This is a genomic window from Rathayibacter sp. SW19 (genome assembly GCF_030866825.1).
In the GTDB taxonomy this organism is placed as follows: domain Bacteria; phylum Actinomycetota; class Actinomycetes; order Actinomycetales; family Microbacteriaceae; genus Rathayibacter_A; species Rathayibacter_A soli.
Genome location: NZ_CP133020.1, coordinates 271,729 through 289,703, shown reverse-complemented (window position 1 = coordinate 289,703; position 17,975 = coordinate 271,729). Strand labels below are relative to the sequence as shown.

The window sequence follows — 17,975 nt, the reverse complement described above, 5'->3', positions numbered from 1 at the left end:
AATCAGTCGACCACGAGTCACTCGATGCGGCCGCAACGTTGTAGTGAGCCCGGAAACGCCGGGCCACCGCCAGAGCCTCTGGCACACGACAACACAGAAACCGGAGTCACTATCATGCGTAATCGTTTTCGCATCCTCGCCGCGACCGGCTTGGTCGCAGCCAGCCTGGTCGGAATCGCCGGCGCTGCCAGCGCCGCCAGCGCCGACGCGGCCGCCCCCAGGTCGATCACAGACGTCGTCTACGGCAAGATCAAGCACAACGCGACATCATTCAACGCGACATCGACGCGCGCCACGGCGGTCGGCCACTTCACCGCAGAGGACGAGGTGGAAACCCTCTGCCATCGGGAAGGCCAAACGCTCAACGGGCGCTCCCTGTGGTTCAAGATCTCCCAGGGTCTCGACAAGTACGACCAGCCGATAGTGTCCTACATCCACGCCGACTCCATCTTTGTGGAACCTGAGTCGGTGGGATACTGCTACAACACGCCGTAGGTCGAACACCGGGGCGTCGACCGGCGAAGCCGGCACCAAGCGGGCACGGCAGCTATTGCGAGAGCAGGCTGCGGTGCCCGCTTTGTCGCGCGCTCCCTCGTGCGCGCTCCATCGTGCCCGCTTCGTCCTGCCCCGACCCCTGGAGTTCCCTGGTCCCGCAGGACAGCCGGCAATCGATCGACACGCGGTGTCCCCCGATCGGCCACAGCGGTGTCCCCGATCAGTGGGGCCGCGGCTCCACCGCCGTATCAGCTGATCGGCCGGCCAGACGGCACCCGTGACGGCCGCATCGTAGGAGCAGGTCCCGAAATGCTGGGCCACCGCCAGAACCTCTGGCACACGACAGCACAGACATAGGAGTCACTAATCATGCGTAATCGTTTTCGTATCCTCACCGCGGCCGGCTTGGTCGCAGCCAGCATTGTCGGGGTCGCCGGCGCCGCCACCGCCGCAACGGCCAGCACCGCAACCGCAACATCGGCCACCACCGCGACAGAGTGGTCAGTGCGCCTGCCAGCACTCACCGAAACGAATATTCCGCAATTGGTCTGCCCAGCAAGCAAACCTTTCCTGATCAACCAGGAACTGTCCCCCGCGCGCCTCGTGCCCCGAGGAGTGCAAGTCATCGAATCAGGCTTTGGCATTTTCGTTACCATCCCAAGTCCGGTCCACGACGGGTCCGGGACTGCGGGCGGAATCAGCAGCGTCGGCGCTGTCGCGACCAACTGGGACTTCTTCTCCACACAGGACCTCACCATCAAATTGCACTGCACCAGCGACCGAGACGCGTCCTACCCGGTAGCCTGACCAGACGCCCGCGGGCTACGTAAGCTCAGCCGGCCTATCGCGCCATGGTGCCGAACCGACCGGCGCGTTAGCACAAGAGATGCCCAGGACTATTGCACAGTCAGCGAATTGCGTTATCCCGTTGGTCGAGTAGCCCGCGAGCGCAGCGAGCAGGAGTATCGAGACCCCGCAACGAGGTCTCGATACGCTCGTTCCTCGCTACTCGACCACCGTCTTTTCCTCGCTACTCGAGCAACAGAATCGTTCGAAGCTACAACTTTGCAAAGGCCCTGCAGATACACGAACCTCGGGCCGAGCGTTAGCCGACACGCGGTGTCGGCCGATCGGGTGACATGCGGTTCCACCGCAACACCCGCTGATCGGCCGACCACGCGCGAGGCAACGCACCCGCAGCCTTGTATTAGGGCCGGAATCGCCGGCCCACCACCAGAATTCCAGGCACCTAACCGCACAGAAACCGGAGTAGAAATCATGAGCGTTCGCACAATCGTCGCCGCCAGCTTGATCGCAGCCGGCCTGCTCGGCGTCACGGCAGCTGCAGCCATCACCCCCAGCGCGGGCGGCGTCAACGGCCCCGTGGGCGGCCTCGATCAGACCAACAGCGTCATCACTCAGGCGACGACATCGTTCACTGCGCCGTCGACGCAGGCGCAGCAGGTCCACACGCTCCAACTCGGCGAACGCGTGGATGCCATCTGCCACGGCACGGGCCAGACCGTCAATGGCAACTCAGACTGGGTGCGGATCGCCAAGGACGGCACAACCGGATACGTCTACACCGGCGCAATCACCGCCCCAACGAACCTGCCGCTCTGCAGCGCGTAATAGCTGCAGTCCGTAATGACTGTGCGCCGCACGGCCGTTATGCCGATTCAGCCGGGGCGGCCGCATCCGCCGGCACACTCGCCCCAGCAGCCGGCACGCTCACCTCAACCGGCACACTCGCCTCGGCGTGTGTGCCGCGAGGCTCCCCCGCCCGCAACACCAGCACACCGCCCGCGGCCTCCAAGCGGATGCGACGGGACGCGATCCCGATGTGACCGGCGGCCAAGCGCTCCTCGAGAGCGCTCTCGGGGAGGCCACGTCCGTCGTCACTCACCGTGAGATGGCCTGTTGCGAAGCCGGCCGTTCCGTCGCGCAACGCCAATGTGACTCGCACCTGCGAGGCATCCGCATGCTTGAGCACGTTTCTCAACAGCTCGCGTGCGGTTGCGTACAGGAGGTCGTCCGCCGAGGTCTTGACACCTTTCGGCCAGAGTTGCGTGTCTGTCTCTACGTTGAACGCTCCACGCGCAGTCAATCTCGCGGCCAACTCTTCGACAGCGTGACGCAGCCCTGCCTGCTCCAAGACAGCCGGATGCAACCCCGTTACGGTCGCGCGCAACAACTGCGCGGACTCGCTCAGCGCATGGTCGAGACGCTCGAACGACCCGGCGTCGCCCGCGTCGCGCGCATCCGCCAGATCGTGGCGGGCCGCCAGCACGTACTGGAGCGCACCGTCGTGCAGGTGCTCGGCGAGCGCTTGCCGTTCCCGAGACTCGATTCCTACCATGTCCGCCAGCAGAGCCCCGCGCTCGAAAACGTGCGAGGCGATCGTCAGCACGCGTGACTGCTGCACGCGGCAGAGCAGCACGCATCCGGTCGCCAATCCGACGAACACACCCGTTCGCAGCCAGAGCGACACCCACGGCTCGTCATTCGAGACGCGCGTGACGACGCTGCAGAACAGGTAGACGGCGCTCGTCGGAACGCACACCGACAGACAAACCCAAGGTCGCAACTGCGTTGCCGCCATCACCGGCAGCAGAAAGAAACCGTTGAGCAGAATGTCGGCGCTCCAGCTGTCGGACGCCGCAACGCCGTCCAGCACGCACAGACTGCCGAGCGCGACCACGTCGATATACAGGGCCAGCCAGATATACCGCACCAGCCATGCTTTGGCGCGGCGCGTCACGACCAGCAGCACCAGGGTTGACAGCAGGTACAGCGCGGCGATCAGATACCCGATCCAGCGATAATGGGCCACCGGCACCAGGATGACCACGAGCGCGATGAACACCACCAGAACACCGCGCAGCATGAACTGAACCCGGATGCCGCGGTAGGCATGGTCGATCAGCACGCGCCCGAGTTCCGGATTTCCGGCAATCTCACCGAGCTTGCCCCATCGTTCGTCGCGCGCCATCCTTCCCCCTCGGATGCCGCTACTCGAGCAGCCCGCGCCGCATTCCTTCTGCGACGGCGGCGGCGCGATCGGAGACGCCGAGTTTCTCATAGAGACGTTGGGTGTGCGTCTTTACCGTGCTGACCCCGATGAACAGTTCGGCTGCCAGTTGCGGGATGGAGAGCCCCTGCGCGAACCCGCGCAGCACCTCCTGTTCGCGCTGGCTGAGCGCCGGCGCATCCGGTTGCGAGCGCAGCCGGATCTGCTCGGCCAGGCCGGCGGTCAGTTCCGGTGGCACAACGGTTCCTCCGCGCGCCACGGTCATCACCGCTTCGACGATCTGCTCGCGGCTGCTGTCCTTGGACAGATATCCCTTGGCACCCTCCTCAAGTGCCTTGAAGACGACTGCACTGCCGGTCTCGGCCGACAGGAGGATCACCTTGGTGCCCAGCCCGTCACGATTCACGGCGTGTACCACGCCGATACCGTCGATGTCGGGCATCTGGTAGTCGACGACGGCGACATCGGGTTGCTCGCGCGTGATCACCTCGAGCGCTTCCCGGCCGTTCCCGGCCTCGCCAACGACGGCGATCCGCCCAGTGAACGTCAGGCCTCTGGTGATTCCGTCACGGAAGAACGGATGATCGTCGACCACCACAACACGAACCGGTCGTTGCGAGGATTCCACGCTGACTCCTGCCGAAAAACGCATCTCTACCGATCGACGAACCCGGCCCGACCTGGCTCGTTTCGGTCGGTTCAGTATAGGCGCGCCCGGATGCCTGCTGCCATGCAATCCGTGTAGTCCTCCGGTTGGAGGACGCGCGCGTCAACCGCGCAGTCATCCGCTCGGCCGACCCGGTCTCTCCGGAAGCGCTGCGACCGTTGACATACGGCCGCAACTACGCGGCCCGCTACCAGCAGGAGGTTCTTCCCATGTTCACCACACCGAAACCGACCAACGATGCCAACAAGCCCCATCGGCGCGGCCGAGGGTTTCTGCTCGGCGCGTGCGTTACCGCCGCCGTCATCGCCGGCGCGGTGCTAGCACCCGCCGCAGCAAACGCCGCGACCCCCGCCACCGCAGCCGCTGCGCAGTCCGCACCGAGCAACCCGAAGACATCGCCACAGGTGGCCCGCGGCTTCCACATCTGGAACCTGACCGGGCATCCGATGAAAGTCGACAGCATCAAGGGCAACGCCCAGTATGAGGGACGCCCCGACGTCGGCCACATCCTTCAGCCTGGTCAGATGGACGACTGGGAGGTCCAGTTCGAAGACGATTACGACTCCACATCCATTGTCAGCTACTCCATCCTCAACAACGACGGCACCGTCGCCGGCTCCTACGTCCCGACGATGACCGTCGGATCGACCTATGGTTTCCCCAGCTACACCGCGACAGTGACCAACGGGTATGTAAAGTCCGGGCTGGGGATGGACCTGGTGGTGATCGGCCCAGACGGCGCCGTGACCAACCCGACGGCCCAGGCCTACATGCTGCGGTCACTGTGCAACAACGGTTTGGCCGCCTGCACATTCACGGACACCAAGCGGGAACAACTCTCGACCCCGAAACACCAAGTGTGGCAAGGCACGACCGTGGGCGCGGACGGTCCGGGCACAGTACCGATCGCGGTATCGGACACCACGAACATCACCACCAATGTCAACACGCCGGTGACCGTGGACGGCCCGCTGTTCAAGGCGATCGCGAACGGAATCAAGGCGCAGTACAAGCAGGACTTGACCGGCACGCGCACCCAGACCGCGAACGTGAATGTTCCCATCAACGCCACGTCGGTGATCTCGGCGGTCGCTCCTCTCTACCGCGACACCGGGACCATCACCATCAAGGCCGAAGGTCACACTTGGACCCTGCCCGGCGTGTCGTTCGACAGTCCGGACACCACACGCACGGGAACCTGGATCGTCGACACGAGCCCGGGGAGCTGAGCCGCAATCAAGTCGGGGCACAGTGTGCATGATTCGCAGAATCTGCCACACTGTGCCCCGACTCGACGTCGGTGGCACGGTGCCCGCATCGCCGGCCCACCGCATCCGGCTTGGAATTGCCGACGCACCGTACGCGGGACCGCCCTAACGACGAGCGACGAGAGTCATCGCGAACGCGTTGATAGCGGCAGCGACTACCTCTGGCCGATCGAGCCAAGGAAAGTGCGAACCGCCGTCGATCAGCGTTCGGTGGATATGAAGCCCGGCGTAGCTGGGATCAACCCAGATGGTTTGGTCGATCACGTGGTCGGCGGTGCCGCTGATGATCAGGGTGGGAAGGGCGGCAGGCCACCAGGTGGCCTCATACACGTCGTCAAAGTGTGCACCCGACCATTCCACCGCAGCATTATTGAACGGTAGACGCTCCAGCATTGTGGCCGCTGCGGGCAATGACTGAGCCCCGACATTCCAAGTCGCGGTAGCAAGGGTAAGTTCTCGCACGGTTTCGTCCGACGGATTCGAAGCATACCGTTGCTCGGCCGCACGGATCTGCGGTGACGTGTTCTTTGCCGCGAACTCCCCGAACTTTTCCCGCCACCCGGCATGGGGGGCGGACTCAATCAACACGAATCCGCACAGCAGAGGCTCGAGGCCTGACACCGACAACGCATACATACCCCCTGTTGAGTGGGCAACCAACACCGGGAACGCGACCGCTTGCGCTGCCTCGACAAGAACATCTGGCCACAACGCGTAGGGGTCTGCGGGTGCCCCAGGAGCGTCCCGATTAGAGCCGTCACCAGGCAGGTCAACCATCCAAAGGTTCCCGGGGACTTCCACCGCTTTGGCCAACCCGAGCAGGCTCTCCGATCCCAGACCGGGACCGCCGGGCAGCAGCAACCAATCCAGACCCTCACCGGCCGAATACCTGCGAAGGCGCACACCCGACGGCGTGTAGAACTCTTCGTTCCTGGCATCTCGCATAGCTCGAGGCTATCGAAGAAGGGTCGACAGGCCGCATGCAAACCGTGCCGTTCTGCATCCTGTCCACTGTCCACTGTCCACGTCTCCGTCGGGTCAGGCAAATTGGGCGGCCGCGCGCATCCGTAACACTTCGCCCCGAACCGACGTTGCGCTCTCAGAGAGCGACCGCCATCCGCTACGCGATCGAGTACGACGAGGACGCCTGGGTCGAGGCCGACGGTAAAGTGGCCGGCCGGGTATGGATCACCACGACCCGACCGGGCGAAGCCGCCAGCCGCATCCAAGTCGTGCTCATCGCGGCCTTCGAGGACGGGCGAATCCGACGCCTGTGGGAGCTGACCTGGCCCAACTGGGCCGATCTTGACGCTTTCAAGAACTACAGCACCGACGGATAAGCCAGACACGGCAGCAGGCGGCGGGCCTCGGCCGCGGTCATCCGTGGCAGCCGCGTGTTACGGCCACGTGGCCTGAATTCGGCGCGCAAGCACGCACGTGTCCTCCGATTGGGGGATGCGCGCGTCATCCGCACGATCCGCCGATCGGCCGACGGGGCCAAACCCGGCCAGAGGCGAACCTTGAAGTGAGGCCGCAGATCGGCAGCCTCATCGAAGAGGAGGTTCTTGCGATGTTCACCACCCGCACGCACATCGAGCAGGTCAGGCCGTCGCGCGACCACAGCCGTCAGACTCAGCAGAGAACAGACGCAGTTGCCAGCACCGCGCACGTCTCGCGCAACTTCCACATCTGGAACCTCACCCGTCACCGGATGATGGTCGACAACGTGAGAGGCAATGCGACTTTCGACGGCCGCCCGCCCGCCGTCGGCACCATCCTGAAGCCGGGTCAGATCCACGAGTGGCGACTGCAATTCGACTTTCTGAACGCTGTCGATGCCATCGTCGATTACATGATCCTCGGCGATGACAACTCGCTGGCCGGCCGCTATTCGACACTGATGCACATCGACGCGCTGACCACCGTTCCGCGCTGGAGCGCCACAGCCGACCATGGCTTCGTCGGGTCTGGCATCGGGATGGACCAGATCGTCATGGATCCCGACGCCATTGTCACCGACACTCAGTTGCGGGCTCAGGCGTCCATGCTGCGGGCGCTGGACAACGGCTGTCGCACTGCCTGACTGCGCTGGCGACTGCGTTCGCGACAGTGCTCGCGACATGGCCCGCTGCAGCGCCCGCTACAGCGCGCGCACCTGATTGTTGCGCGCGTCGTGCGTCAGCTCGACCAGCCCGAGCTCTTCGAGCAACGGCGGCAGATACATGCCGAACCGACCACGGTAGCCGTTGCGCAGGCCGTACCAGCCGCCGACCGGATTGGAAGCCGATCGGCCCCAGGCCTCGACGGTGCCCTCAACGACGGGCTTCTTCTCATCGGCAGCACCAAGCGGAACCCAGTCGCCCTGCTCGCGCAGCCAGGCGTGAAGATCGTCGATCGCTCGCAGGTCGTACTTCAACGTCGTCGACCCGACCTGGCAGACCAAAACCGGCGGATCAGCCTCGCGGTCCGCATACATCGTGTACTGCGACGACCCGGGGGCGGTCGTCAGCTCCCACGGGTCAGCTTTCGTTCCAGCAGCCATTTCTGCCTCCTTGCAGTGCGCTCAGTTTAGTGCGCGATCGTGGTGTGCACGCCGCCCTCAACGACCCGCTCGTGCGCTGGCACAAAGGAGTTCACACTGGAGAGTACGAGACGCTCGAGCGCAACCTTCGGGCTCAAATGAACTTTCCAGCCCGGCGCCTCGTGCAACTGGTGAACGCACCGCGTTCGCCGATGCTGAGGTGGGAGGAGGCGCGTATGGCCGACGACGAAGCCGCGCTGCTCCGCGCTCTCCACGACGAGCACGCCGCTCCGCTCTGGCGTTACGTCGTGCACCTCACCGGCGACCGAGCGCTGGCCGATGACATCGTGCAGGAGACGCTGCTGCGCGCGTGGCGCAAGCCGTCCGTGCTCGACCAGGGCGAGACATCCGCTCGGGCATGGTTGTTCACGGTGGCGCGCAACCTCGTGATCGACACTAAACGCAGCGCCCGCAACCGCCACGAGTTCGGCACGGACGAACTGCCCGAGCAAGCGACGGCGGATGAGACGGATGCCCTCCTCGACTCCTGGCTCGTCGCGGATGCTCTCGCCTCGCTCTCGCTCGAGCACCGCGCCGTGATCGTGCACGCATACTATGGCGGTCGCTCGGTGGCCGAGATCGCTCGTGAGCTGGATATTCCGGCAGGCACCGTGAAGTCGCGGATGCATTACGGCCTGCGCGCACTCAAGCTTGCCCTGCAAGAGAACGGGGTGACCCGATGATCGACCCGACCGCAGGCGCTCACGACGCCTATGCAGATCGCGACCGGTACGCGGAGTGGGATGCCGCATATGTGCTCGGCGCGCTGTCGCCGAACGAACGGCTCGAGTTCGAAGCCCACCTGAGCGGATGCGCCCGCTGCGCAAGCGCGGTCGCCGACCTCGCCGGTCTCCCCGGTTTGCTCAGCGCGCTCGACGACGACGAAGCGCTCGTAATGCTCGATGCGGGGCCGCGTGCACACGCTGTGCAGGGGCTGGATGGGCGCCGAGCGGATGCCCGCAGCGCAGATGTGCGCTGGGCGGATGCGCGCTGGGCGGCATCCGAATCGATGCCCGCCGATATTCTGGCAGGCCTGACCGCGCGGGTTCGGCTGCGCAGACGCCTGCGATCGGCGCTCGTCGGTGTGACCGGGGCCGTTGCAGCGGCCGTCGTAGCGGCGGCGATCATCGTGCCGCTCGCCGTCGGAGGCGGCGGCGGCACTGGCGGTGGTCCGGGGCCATCGGGCCTGCCGACCTTCGCGGCGCCAGCGCATCCGACGGTGTCTGCCGCGCTCGACGCGGTGGTGCCGAGCTCGATCACCGCGAGCGTCGGTCTGACCTCCACCAGCTGGGGAACGTCGATCGCACTCTCGTGCCAGTACAAAGACGTGTCGTCTGCGCAGACCGGCACCGGTTACGCGACGCCTGCGCAGTTCGCGCTGTACGTGACCGCCCGCGACGGAACGACTACAGAGGTCTCCAGCTGGAGCGCCGGCCCGGGCGACACTGTGCACGCATCCGCATCAATCGCCACACCGATTGCGGACATCGCCGGAGTTCAGTTGCGATCCGTGAGCCCGAATCAGACTCTGCTCGCGCACTCGTTCAGCTGATCGGATCGCGGGCACGCCTGATGCGATCGTGAGTGTGAGCAGGCGCGCATCGGGAGCGCTCCTCTATATGTACGGATATATCTACGCAGTCGTAGCGGCGAGCGCGTGGGCGACGTCGCGAGCGATGACCCGCTGACCCGTGGCAGTGGGGTGCACATCGTCTGCCTGTATGAGCTGCGGATGCCCTTCCAACGGCTGCCCGATGCTCAGAGAGACCGCACCGATCGAGGCGGCAACGTTCGCCACATCCTGGCCGAACGTGGCGAGCTCTTGCGGCTCGGCTGTTTCGTTCCAGACCGGGCTGACGACCACGATCTTCGCGTTCGGCAGGTCGGACCGCAGCTCCTGCATCGCGGTGGCGGTCGCGGTGGCGACGGTCGGTTCGGGGTCACCGAGGTCGTTGCTGCTTGCTGAGATCAGCACGATGGAAGGGTGCAGCCGGACTGCCACGGCGACCTGGTCGACGAACGTATCGTCGTTGTTGCCGACGGTGACAAAGCCAGACCCGTCACTTGCGAGGTTGGTGAGGTCCCAGCCGTACTGTTCCGCGACGACAGCGGGCCATGCCTGATCCGGTTGCAGGCCGTGGCCCTCCATGATGGAGTCGCCAATGGCGACGACGACCGGGCCGTTCGGAGCCGCATCTGTGACCCGTTGCACGATTACGGGCTGCGCACCGGCGGCCGCGGCGCCGGTGAGCGCCATGGTCAACCCCAAGGCCACACTCGCCGCCATCGCCAGCGCTTTCGGCATCTGCGAGAACATCATGCCGGCAGGCTAGGCGCGCAGTGCTTCAGTCTGCTGTGGCTGACCTATGCCTCGACTATGACCTCTCGGCGATGCCGTTAGGCGCGCGGCCGACGAGGCCGACGGCGCCGACGAGCCCCGCCCCCCCCCCCCCCCGCTGAGCCGGGACTGCCTGGGTGCGCTACTCAAAAGACACGAACCGCACTCCTTGTGGCGCCGACCGAATCATCCGCTGATCCAACGTCAGGATCGGTGCGTCGACGGCAAGCGCGCACGCGACGTAGAACGCATCGGCGACCCGAACGGAGTGCCTGAGCTGCCAGGCAAAATTCATGAGATCGTAGTGCGCAACCCGGTGCAGCGGCAGCTCGCGGTACAACGCCAGTGCGCGGTCGGTTTCCGCACTTGTGACGAGATTCGCACGCTCCAATCGCGCCATCGCGGAGCACACTTCGACATCGACGATCTCCGGCGCGATCAGGTCCTGACCGCGGATACGATCGAGCACAGCCGCTGAATTCGGCGAATCAGTGATCACATCGACGACGGCACTTGCGTCAACGAGGAGCATATTCCTGCCGCACCTCATCGAGGAGTGCGACGACATCCACGTCGATCCGCGGCAGTGCGGCCGCGTCGCGCTTTGCGATCCAGGCATTCAATCGGATGCGCGCAAGCTCGCGCTCGATCATTTCTGTCGCAAGGTGGCTCATGGTGACGTGCTCCTCGCGTGCCCGCTGGCGCAGCGCTGCGTGCATTTCGTCAGGAAAGTCCTTGATCTGCAGGTTGGCCACAGCATGATTTTAGCATGCTGATGTCATGCTAGTGCGAGAGTGCTGATGGTGAGTGCTGATGGTCATCGGTTGTACCACCCGCCGCCGACGCGTTCGGTGAGGCGCCAGCGGAGCACCTGCGCGAGCGAGCCGGTCGCATCCGCTGTGTGCTGCGCGATCTGTTGCGCGAGTTCCGCGTCATCCGCGGTGAAGCGCACTGTGACGCGCGCCGCCCCAGAGACCACGGCCACATCGGATGCCTCGACCGTCGTCAGCTGCGCCGCGGCGCGTTCCGCAGCGGGCACGACCTGGGTCGGCGCCACACCCGGTGCAAGCGCACCGATCGTCATCGTCACGCGAAAAGAAGGCACGGACTCAGCGTATGCGGTGGCGGCTCACAGCGCCGTTTGAGCCGGTCGGCGATGCCCACTCGACTGAAATCTGTTCAGCGAACATTCACGCGGCGGGCACGATCAACAGCGTGCACGCGCGCGATTCGTCTTGCAGCATCGGGTGCAGAGACGACGACTGGCTCGAGTACTTCGCCGAGTACGCGGCATCGACGGCGGCGATCGCCTCGTCGTCCGTTACGTGCTGAACATTGACGGCGACCTGTCGACCATGCAGAACAAATGCCGCTGCACCGCTGGCAACTGCGCGCCGATACCATGCACCACGCGGGCCGAGCACCGATCGCACGTACGGCTTACCTCCCGCCACCACCGACCAGATCGGGGTGCGTTTCTCCTCGCCGGTCTTCCGGGTGGTCACGATGGTGACCGTGTCCGTGGTGTCGAGATAGTCGGTGAGTGCCGCGAAAGCATCCGTGTCGGCATCGGCATCCGCGCCCGCGTCCATCGCATTGTCTGCATCTGCGTCCATTGTGTCCTCCGCATCCGTGTCCGTGGTGTTCGTGGGGTCGGCAGTTGTACTCGTCGCCGGATACGTTACCCGCGTTCCTTCGACGTGCGCGAACGAGGTGAGGGTGTGCGGCTTCGTCTGCGTCGCGGTCATGATGTCGTCGACTTCGATGCCGCGCACAAGCAGCGCGTCACCGATCAGCGAGCGGTGGCAGCGCCACGGCACCGCTTCAGCGCACATGATCGCGACGGCCTGCGACTTGGGCTGCGCCTGCGCCAACTCGATCAGCCCGGCGAGCGCTACGTCGAACGCCGGTGTCTGCATGTAGTCGGCGTAGCCGCGAAACGAGGCGTTGCGCCACGCACCGTTCGCCGACTTCTTCGTTGTGTGCCGCAGGCCGCCAAGGTTCTCGAGCCGCCTGTACTCGATGCCCGAGGCGGGCAGGCTGATCCGAAGCTCATCCTCTGCGAACTGCGGATTGTGACGTGACTTCGCGATCGTGCGCACATCGGCGACACACGCGACAGCGTTGGCCCGCAGCATCCGAATGAATTCCTCGATCGGATGCGTCGAATGCCCCACCGTCAAAACTCGCGTCGTGCCCATACTTCCGTTCTACTCGCTGCCGCAGCCATTGCTGCGTCTGCTCGCGAACGCTATGCAGACTGTCGCGGTTGCGCGCGGGCGGCCGGCTTATCGGCCCATTCATAGTGCGCGAGGTGTCGGAATGGCTCGGCAATTCGACACTTCGCGCACTATGAACAGCCTGAACACTCCACGCACCCGAGCGATCTCGGGCCGTGCAGCGCGGCGGACCATCGCGCACTCGGCGCTCGGCTTCACGCCCCCTGCGGCGGATGAACCAGCAACTCGACACGCTCGGCCAGGTAGCTCTCGAACGGCACCGTCGCCGCGTCGATTGACGCGGCCCAGCGCACCCGCGCTTCGCCGTCACGCAGCAGCAGCGGTCCGGACGACGAACGCAGGCTGGCAGCATCCATTTCGATCACCGTGGCGCCGAAATTGACCGTTTCGCCGCGCTCGAACGGCCCACGGAATGCGGCACCGCGGTAGTCGCGCCGGGTCTCGGCCGACACCGACTGGAAGCCCCGGTAGAGCGGATCAACCGCCCGCGTCGTCTGGCCGGTGGCATACAGCAGCACGCCGTCACCGGCGGGAACATCGGCAGGAGCACCCGCGCGACCACCCGCCGGACCACCCGCCGGATCACTGGCAGTCGCAGCATCCTCGGCCTTCGAAACGCCGAGCAGAAACACGCCCAGCCGCCAGACGCGGCCGATCGGAATCAACGCCGATTTTCGCATCAGCAGCAGTGCCTGCCGCCGTGCGGGCACGAACCGGGCGAGTGCCTCGTCGCGAGCGTGCACGGCTTCGAGGTCTTCGACTGCCCCACGAAGCAACGAGCGGATGCCTGCGACGGCCGCCTCATCGTCGCACTCTGCGCTCACACCGGCAGTCTACGGCGCACACTGCACAGTACGACGTCGACCAGGAATCGGCTGTCGCACCCCCGTGAGAGCATGGAGGAATGCCGACCGCTCTCGCCCCGCTGGTTGATGTCGCCGACATCCGCAGCCTCGTCGGACCCGGCGCGTTCGAGCGCGCCCGGCCCTATGCGCGAGGCAGTTCTGTGTTCGACCTCGGCTGGGATGAGGGCACTGCGCGGTTGACCTCTCGGGTGCAGGGAACGGATGCGCAGCCGTATCAGTGCAGCATCCAGCTTGCGCCAGGCAGCCCTGGGTATTGGCGCCCGACGCTGGGAATATGCAGCTGCCCGGTGCGCCAGGACTGCAAGCATGTCGCAGCGACTCTTCTGGCCGGGAACGTGGAAGCAGTCCGCGCACGCATTCCGAAGGCCGCCCCGGCCGCCCCGGCCACGCCCCAAGCGGCATGGAAGGTGGCTCTCGGGTTGCCGGCTGACGGTGGGCCGCACTCACCCGCGCGAAACGGCTCCGGGCCGTGGGCAGATCGCTTTGGCACGGGGGAAGCATTCGGCGGAGAGTCGCGACCGCCGGCACCGCTGGCGCTGCAGTTCGAATTGCGCGAAACGGCGCGCCAGTCGCGCGGACGTTGGCAGCGCACGTCGACCATCACCGTGGCCGCGCCCGCGGGCGCAACAGAAAATGTGCTCATCGCCGTCCGGCCAGTCGTGCGAAGTAGCCGCGGGCGGTGGGTGACCTCGAACGTCGGCTGGGGCTCCCTGCACTACCAGATCAATCGCTTGAATCTCGACGAGCGGCAGGTGCGCTGGTTCGGTCAGTTCTCCGCAGTGAGCAGGGCCGTGCACGGCGTCTATCTGGGTCAGGACCCGGAGAGGATCATCCTCAACGACTACACCAGTCCCCTGCTCTGGAACCTTCTCGACCAGGCGGCAAATCTTGGAATCGCTCTGGTCAGCTCGAAAAACGACGGCACGGTCAGCGTCGCGGCGACCGCCACGGTGAGCTTGGATGCGTCGACTGGCGCAGCTGCATCGACTGGCGCAACTGCATCGTCTGGCGCAGCTGCATCGTCTGGCGCAGCTGCATCGACTGGCGCAGCTGCATCGTCTGGCGCAGCTGCATCCGACGCGAGCGGGAGACTCACCCTCACGCCCATCGTGCGGTTCAGCGATCGGCCAGTCGATCCACGCGCGGTCGGCTCGATCGGCGATCACGGTCTCTACGCAGTGGAGTGGAGCACGGGCAGTTCCGGCACGCGCGCACCGACGATCACACTCGCGCCGACTGCCGAACCCTTGACTGCCGAACAGCGCAGGATGCTCGCTGCCGACCCACTTACGATCCCGGCCGACGACGTCGCCGAGTTCTTCGGCGATTTCTTTCCGCTGCTGCATCAGACGATCTCAATGACCAGTACGGATGCCTCCGTCGTCTTCCCGGAAATTGCGCCACCCATTCTCGTGCTCACCGCACGCTACGAACCGAATCAACTGCTTCGACTCGACTGGGATTGGGAGTACCGATTCGGGGAACACATCCTGCGCAGGCCGCTCGAAGCGGATTCGGCGGAGACCGGAACGCGTGACGCCAAGACAGAAGAGCTCGTTCGCACCGGCACGGCCACGGCGCTGGCCGACTACCTGGCCGGGATCGGCGGCGATGCCGCGCTGTCAGACAACGTGACGATCGTGTTGACGCACGCACCGGCATCCACAACGGTCACGCTGCTCGAGATCGATGCGGCGGAATTCACGGTACATGCCTTACCGGTTATACGTGCGCTGCAGGGCGTTCGTGTCGACGTCGTCGGCGAACAACCCGACTATCGCGAGTTGACCGGCACGCCATCACTGACTGTTTCGACCGTCGAAACGGACCAGCGCGACTGGTTCGATCTCGGAGTGCTCGTGCAACTCGACGGACGGAGCATTCCGTTCGGTCCGCTGTTCACCGCGCTGGTGCAGGGCAAGGCGAAGTTGAAGCTGATCGACAATTCGTACTTGTCACTCAGACAGCCCGTGTTCGACCGCTTGCGCGAACTGATCGCAGAAGCCGGCGATCTTGACGAGTGGGAGACCGGGCCGAGAATCAACCGCTACCAGGCGAGCCTTTGGGCCGACTTCGAAGACCTCGCCGACGAATCAGAGCCTGCCGTTGCCTGGCGGGCCGCCGTAGGCGGATTATTGGCACTCGCCGACGCGGATGCCGCACCCGCGCAGAATACACCGCTGCCCGACGGCTTGTGCGCGGCCCTGCGCCCGTACCAAGTCAGCGGCTACGAATGGCTTGTATTCCTCTGGCGGCATAGGCTCGGCGGCATCCTCGCTGACGATATGGGCCTCGGCAAGACCGTGCAGACCCTGGCGCTGATTGCGCATTCAGTCGCGCACGCTAGTCGAGACCAGCTCACACCACCCGCTGGTCGAGTAGCGCGCGAGGGACGAGCACGCGTATCGAGACCCCCGGAAATCGACTCTCCCGGTCTCGATACAGTCGCTAGCGCTCCTTACTCGACCACCGGCAGGGCGCCGTTCCTGGTCGTCGCCCCCACCTCGGTCGTATCCAACTGGGTGACCGAGGCCGCCCGCTTCACCCCCGACCTGGCCGTCACGGCCATCACGAAGACCCAAAAGAAGGCGGGCACCCCGCTCGCGCAGACCTGGGCCGGCGCCGATGTCGTGATCACCTCATACACCCTCTTCAGACTTGATTTCGAGCTGTATCAGGCGCAGGACTGGGCCGGCCTCATCCTCGACGAGGCCCAGTTCGTCAAGAATCACGCGGCGAAGGCCGCCCAGTGCGCCCGCGACTTGAACGCGCCCTTCAAGCTCGCAGTGACCGGCACGCCGCTCGAGAACAATCTCATGGAACTGTGGTCACTGCTGGCGATCACCGCACCCGGACTGTTCCCGTCGCTACGGCGCTTCACCGAACAATACGTGCGCCCGCTGCAGCACGAGAACAGTCGCGGCGACAGCGCAGTGCTGCTCGCGAGGCTGCGGCGACGCATCCGCCCACTGATGATGCGCCGTACGAAGGAGTTGGTGGCGCCCGAACTGCCCGCCAAGCAAGAGCAAGTGCTGCAGATCGAGTTGGCGCCGAAACACCGCAAGCTCTACGACACCTTCCTACAGCGCGAGCGGCAAAAGCTGCTAGGGCTGATCGAGGATCTCGATCGCAACCGCTTCATCGTCTTCCGCTCGCTCACCCTGTTGCGGATGCTCGCCCTCGACGCATCGCTCGTCGACGAACAATATGCGGCGGTGCCATCCAGCAAACTGGATGCCCTGTTCGAGCAACTCGAGGACGTCCTCGCCGAAGGCCACCGGGCCCTGATCTTCAGCCAGTTCACCTCATTCCTGCACAAGGCCAAGGAACGGCTTGAGGCGCGAGGAATCGAGTACGCGTACCTGGATGGGTCGACGCGGCGACGCGCATCCGTCATCAATGGGTTCAAAGACGGCAGCGCCCCGGTGTTCCTGATCAGCTTGAAGGCCGGCGGATTCGGCTTGAATCTCACAGAAGCGGACTACGTCTTTCTGCTCGACCCGTGGTGGAACCCGGCGACCGAGGCGCAGGCCGTGGACCGCACGCACCGCATCGGACAGCGCAAGAATGTGATGGTCTACCGGATGGTGTCCTCCGGCACCATCGAGGAGAAAGTCATGGCCCTCAAGGAGCAGAAGTCGCGACTGTTCGACGCGGTGCTCGATGACGATGCCGTATTCAGTACATCGCTGACAGCCGACGACATTCGCGGGCTGCTCGAAACCTGACCGCGCGCCTTGCCGGTTGCCCGGCCGGCGGCCGTTGCCCGACCCCTGGACTCTGCCCGATCGCGGGATGTTGCCAGGCCGTCGGACTTTGTTACGGCGCGTGACCCGGCAGATTGGCAGACGCGAAATGCGTTTCTAGTCTGGGACCCATCCGCTATCGCACATTCTTGCCAAGCATCCGGCCGCGCTGAAAGGTATCCACCATGTCATCACCCACAACAATTGCCACGGAGATCCCCAATGTGACGGCAGTCGAGCGCGCCGGCCGGCTCACGGAGGCCGGTGCCGCCTGGGGGCAGCGAATCACGACCAATCCGGCGAGTGCACAGTTGACTTATACGGTTGCCGGCCAGGGCGAGGGTTCCGTTGCGTCGGTCATCGCGGCCGGCCGCCACACGTTCGTCGTCGACGAACCGGGCGCACTCGCAGGCGATGATGTGGCGGCGAGCCCGGTCGAGTTCGCGCTGGGCGCCCTCATCTCCTGCCAGATCGTGGTGTACCGGCTGTATGCGCAGAACCTCGGCATCCGCGTCGACTCGATCTCGGCAACGGCGGAGGGCGACCTCAATGTCGAAGGGCTGTTCGGGATCGACGAGTCCGTACGCCCCGGCTTTTCTGCCGTGCGTCTGAAGATCAACGTGACGGGACCTGAGGACGCCGCGCGCTACGAGGACCTGCACCGCGCCGTCGACGCCCACTGCCCCGTTCTCGACCTGTTTGCCAATGCGACGCCGGTGAGCGTGGAGCTCATCGCGAACTGA

Annotated in this window: 20 protein-coding genes; 10 read left to right on the top strand and 10 right to left on the bottom strand. The window is 65.2% G+C overall.

Going from position 1 to position 17,975, the window contains the following annotated elements:
• Positions 1 to 114 precede the first annotated feature (114 nt).
• The 3 genes from QU604_RS01410 (at position 115) to QU604_RS01400 (ending at position 2,127) form a co-directional block, all read left to right on the top strand.
• Positions 115 to 495, top strand: a complete 381-nt coding sequence (locus tag QU604_RS01410; protein ID WP_308467013.1) for a hypothetical protein — start codon at positions 115 to 117, stop codon at positions 493 to 495.
• A gap of 369 nt (positions 496 to 864) precedes the next feature.
• Positions 865 to 1,302: a hypothetical protein gene (locus tag QU604_RS01405; protein WP_308467012.1), complete on the top strand. Its 438-nt coding sequence runs from the start codon at positions 865 to 867 to the stop codon at positions 1,300 to 1,302.
• Between the two features lie 471 nt (positions 1,303 to 1,773).
• On the top strand, positions 1,774 to 2,127 hold the full coding sequence (locus QU604_RS01400; RefSeq protein ID WP_308467011.1) for an SH3 domain-containing protein: 354 nt from the start codon (positions 1,774 to 1,776) through the stop codon (positions 2,125 to 2,127).
• A gap of 37 nt (positions 2,128 to 2,164) precedes the next feature.
• Here the strand turns inward: QU604_RS01400 and QU604_RS01395 are convergent, their stop codons facing one another.
• Together QU604_RS01395 and QU604_RS01390 are read right to left on the bottom strand one after the other, a co-directional pair.
• The gene (locus QU604_RS01395) at positions 2,165 to 3,487 is read right to left on the bottom strand and encodes a sensor histidine kinase (protein ID WP_308467010.1); all 1,323 of its coding nucleotides are present in this window, start codon (positions 3,485 to 3,487) and stop codon (positions 2,165 to 2,167) included.
• Positions 3,488 to 3,506: 19 nt separating this feature from the next.
• On the bottom strand, positions 3,507 to 4,154 hold the full coding sequence (locus tag QU604_RS01390; RefSeq protein ID WP_308467009.1) for a response regulator: 648 nt from the start codon (positions 4,152 to 4,154) through the stop codon (positions 3,507 to 3,509).
• A 125-nt stretch (positions 4,155 to 4,279) separates the two neighbouring features.
• Here QU604_RS01390 and QU604_RS01385 point away from each other — a divergent pair, with 125 nt between their 5' ends.
• On the top strand, positions 4,280 to 5,422 hold the full coding sequence (locus tag QU604_RS01385) for a hypothetical protein (RefSeq protein ID WP_308467008.1): 1,143 nt from the start codon (positions 4,280 to 4,282) through the stop codon (positions 5,420 to 5,422).
• 144 nt (positions 5,423 to 5,566) lie between these two features.
• Here the strand turns inward: QU604_RS01385 and QU604_RS01380 are convergent, their stop codons facing one another.
• Positions 5,567 to 6,406, bottom strand: a complete 840-nt coding sequence (locus QU604_RS01380; protein ID WP_308467007.1) for an alpha/beta fold hydrolase — start codon at positions 6,404 to 6,406, stop codon at positions 5,567 to 5,569.
• A gap of 146 nt (positions 6,407 to 6,552) precedes the next feature.
• Here QU604_RS01380 and QU604_RS01375 point away from each other — a divergent pair, with 146 nt between their 5' ends.
• On the top strand, positions 6,553 to 6,801 hold the full coding sequence (locus tag QU604_RS01375) for a hypothetical protein (protein WP_308467006.1): 249 nt from the start codon (positions 6,553 to 6,555) through the stop codon (positions 6,799 to 6,801).
• A 185-nt stretch (positions 6,802 to 6,986) separates the two neighbouring features.
• Positions 6,987 to 7,544 (top strand): hypothetical protein, encoded by a 558-nt coding sequence (locus QU604_RS01370; protein ID WP_308467005.1) that lies wholly within the window; start codon positions 6,987 to 6,989, stop codon positions 7,542 to 7,544.
• Between the two features lie 57 nt (positions 7,545 to 7,601).
• Here the strand turns inward: QU604_RS01370 and QU604_RS01365 are convergent, their stop codons facing one another.
• Positions 7,602 to 8,003 (bottom strand): DUF6855 family protein, encoded by a 402-nt coding sequence (locus tag QU604_RS01365; RefSeq protein WP_308467004.1) that lies wholly within the window; start codon positions 8,001 to 8,003, stop codon positions 7,602 to 7,604.
• Positions 8,004 to 8,218: 215 nt separating this feature from the next.
• Between QU604_RS01365 and QU604_RS01360 the strand changes: the two genes are divergently transcribed.
• Both QU604_RS01360 and QU604_RS01355 read left to right on the top strand, forming a co-directional pair.
• Entirely contained in the window at positions 8,219 to 8,725 is a 507-nt protein-coding gene (locus tag QU604_RS01360) for a sigma-70 family RNA polymerase sigma factor (RefSeq protein ID WP_308467003.1), read from the top strand.
• A complete protein-coding gene (locus QU604_RS01355; RefSeq protein WP_308467002.1) occupies positions 8,722 to 9,594 on the top strand; it encodes an anti-sigma factor family protein in 873 nt (290 codons plus the stop codon). Before QU604_RS01360 ends, QU604_RS01355 begins: the two co-directional genes overlap by 4 nt.
• A gap of 81 nt (positions 9,595 to 9,675) precedes the next feature.
• Here QU604_RS01355 and QU604_RS01350 read toward each other — a convergent pair whose 3' ends face one another.
• The 6 genes from QU604_RS01350 to QU604_RS01325 all read right to left on the bottom strand — a co-directional run bounded on the left by QU604_RS01350 (position 9,676) and on the right by QU604_RS01325 (position 13,444).
• The gene (locus tag QU604_RS01350) at positions 9,676 to 10,362 is read right to left on the bottom strand and encodes an SGNH/GDSL hydrolase family protein (RefSeq protein WP_308467001.1); all 687 of its coding nucleotides are present in this window, start codon (positions 10,360 to 10,362) and stop codon (positions 9,676 to 9,678) included.
• A 160-nt stretch (positions 10,363 to 10,522) separates the two neighbouring features.
• On the bottom strand, positions 10,523 to 10,912 hold the full coding sequence (locus QU604_RS01345) for a type II toxin-antitoxin system VapC family toxin (RefSeq protein ID WP_308467000.1): 390 nt from the start codon (positions 10,910 to 10,912) through the stop codon (positions 10,523 to 10,525).
• Positions 10,899 to 11,135, bottom strand: coding sequence for a FitA-like ribbon-helix-helix domain-containing protein (locus QU604_RS01340; RefSeq protein ID WP_308466999.1), 237 nt, complete (start codon positions 11,133 to 11,135; stop codon positions 10,899 to 10,901). Before QU604_RS01340 ends, QU604_RS01345 begins: the two co-directional genes overlap by 14 nt.
• Before the next feature lie 62 nt (positions 11,136 to 11,197).
• On the bottom strand, positions 11,198 to 11,485 hold the full coding sequence (locus tag QU604_RS01335; protein ID WP_308466998.1) for a hypothetical protein: 288 nt from the start codon (positions 11,483 to 11,485) through the stop codon (positions 11,198 to 11,200).
• 85 nt (positions 11,486 to 11,570) lie between these two features.
• Positions 11,571 to 12,581 (bottom strand): DUF2255 family protein, encoded by a 1,011-nt coding sequence (locus QU604_RS01330; protein ID WP_308466997.1) that lies wholly within the window; start codon positions 12,579 to 12,581, stop codon positions 11,571 to 11,573.
• A 233-nt stretch (positions 12,582 to 12,814) separates the two neighbouring features.
• Positions 12,815 to 13,444, bottom strand: coding sequence for a hypothetical protein (locus QU604_RS01325; RefSeq protein ID WP_308466996.1), 630 nt, complete (start codon positions 13,442 to 13,444; stop codon positions 12,815 to 12,817).
• 80 nt (positions 13,445 to 13,524) lie between these two features.
• Here QU604_RS01325 and QU604_RS01320 point away from each other — a divergent pair, with 80 nt between their 5' ends.
• Positions 13,525 to 17,214 (top strand): DEAD/DEAH box helicase, encoded by a 3,690-nt coding sequence (locus QU604_RS01320; protein WP_308466995.1) that lies wholly within the window; start codon positions 13,525 to 13,527, stop codon positions 17,212 to 17,214.
• Between the two features lie 203 nt (positions 17,215 to 17,417).
• On the top strand, positions 17,418 to 17,975 hold the full coding sequence (locus QU604_RS01315; RefSeq protein ID WP_308466994.1) for an OsmC family protein: 558 nt from the start codon (positions 17,418 to 17,420) through the stop codon (positions 17,973 to 17,975).

What these genes read in the sequence shown, in the direction of transcription:
- QU604_RS01410 (WP_308467013.1), top strand. Translation starts at nt 115, where the DNA reads ATGCGTAATCGTTTTCGCATCCTCGCCGCGACCGGCTTGGTCGCAGCC.
- QU604_RS01405 (WP_308467012.1), top strand. Translation starts at nt 865, where the DNA reads ATGCGTAATCGTTTTCGTATCCTCACCGCGGCCGGCTTGGTCGCAGCC.
- QU604_RS01400 (WP_308467011.1), top strand. Translation starts at nt 1,774, where the DNA reads ATGAGCGTTCGCACAATCGTCGCCGCCAGCTTGATCGCAGCCGGCCTG.
- QU604_RS01395 (WP_308467010.1), bottom strand. Translation starts at nt 3,487, where the DNA reads ATGGCGCGCGACGAACGATGGGGCAAGCTCGGTGAGATTGCCGGAAAT.
- QU604_RS01380 (WP_308467007.1), bottom strand. Translation starts at nt 6,406, where the DNA reads ATGCGAGATGCCAGGAACGAAGAGTTCTACACGCCGTCGGGTGTGCGC.
- QU604_RS01365 (WP_308467004.1), bottom strand. Translation starts at nt 8,003, where the DNA reads ATGGCTGCTGGAACGAAAGCTGACCCGTGGGAGCTGACGACCGCCCCC.
- QU604_RS01360 (WP_308467003.1), top strand. Translation starts at nt 8,219, where the DNA reads ATGGCCGACGACGAAGCCGCGCTGCTCCGCGCTCTCCACGACGAGCAC.
- QU604_RS01355 (WP_308467002.1), top strand. Translation starts at nt 8,722, where the DNA reads ATGATCGACCCGACCGCAGGCGCTCACGACGCCTATGCAGATCGCGAC.
- QU604_RS01350 (WP_308467001.1), bottom strand. Translation starts at nt 10,362, where the DNA reads ATGATGTTCTCGCAGATGCCGAAAGCGCTGGCGATGGCGGCGAGTGTG.
- QU604_RS01345 (WP_308467000.1), bottom strand. Translation starts at nt 10,912, where the DNA reads ATGCTCCTCGTTGACGCAAGTGCCGTCGTCGATGTGATCACTGATTCG.
- QU604_RS01330 (WP_308466997.1), bottom strand. Translation starts at nt 12,581, where the DNA reads ATGGGCACGACGCGAGTTTTGACGGTGGGGCATTCGACGCATCCGATC.
- QU604_RS01320 (WP_308466995.1), top strand. Translation starts at nt 13,525, where the DNA reads ATGCCGACCGCTCTCGCCCCGCTGGTTGATGTCGCCGACATCCGCAGC.
- QU604_RS01315 (WP_308466994.1), top strand. Translation starts at nt 17,418, where the DNA reads ATGTCATCACCCACAACAATTGCCACGGAGATCCCCAATGTGACGGCA.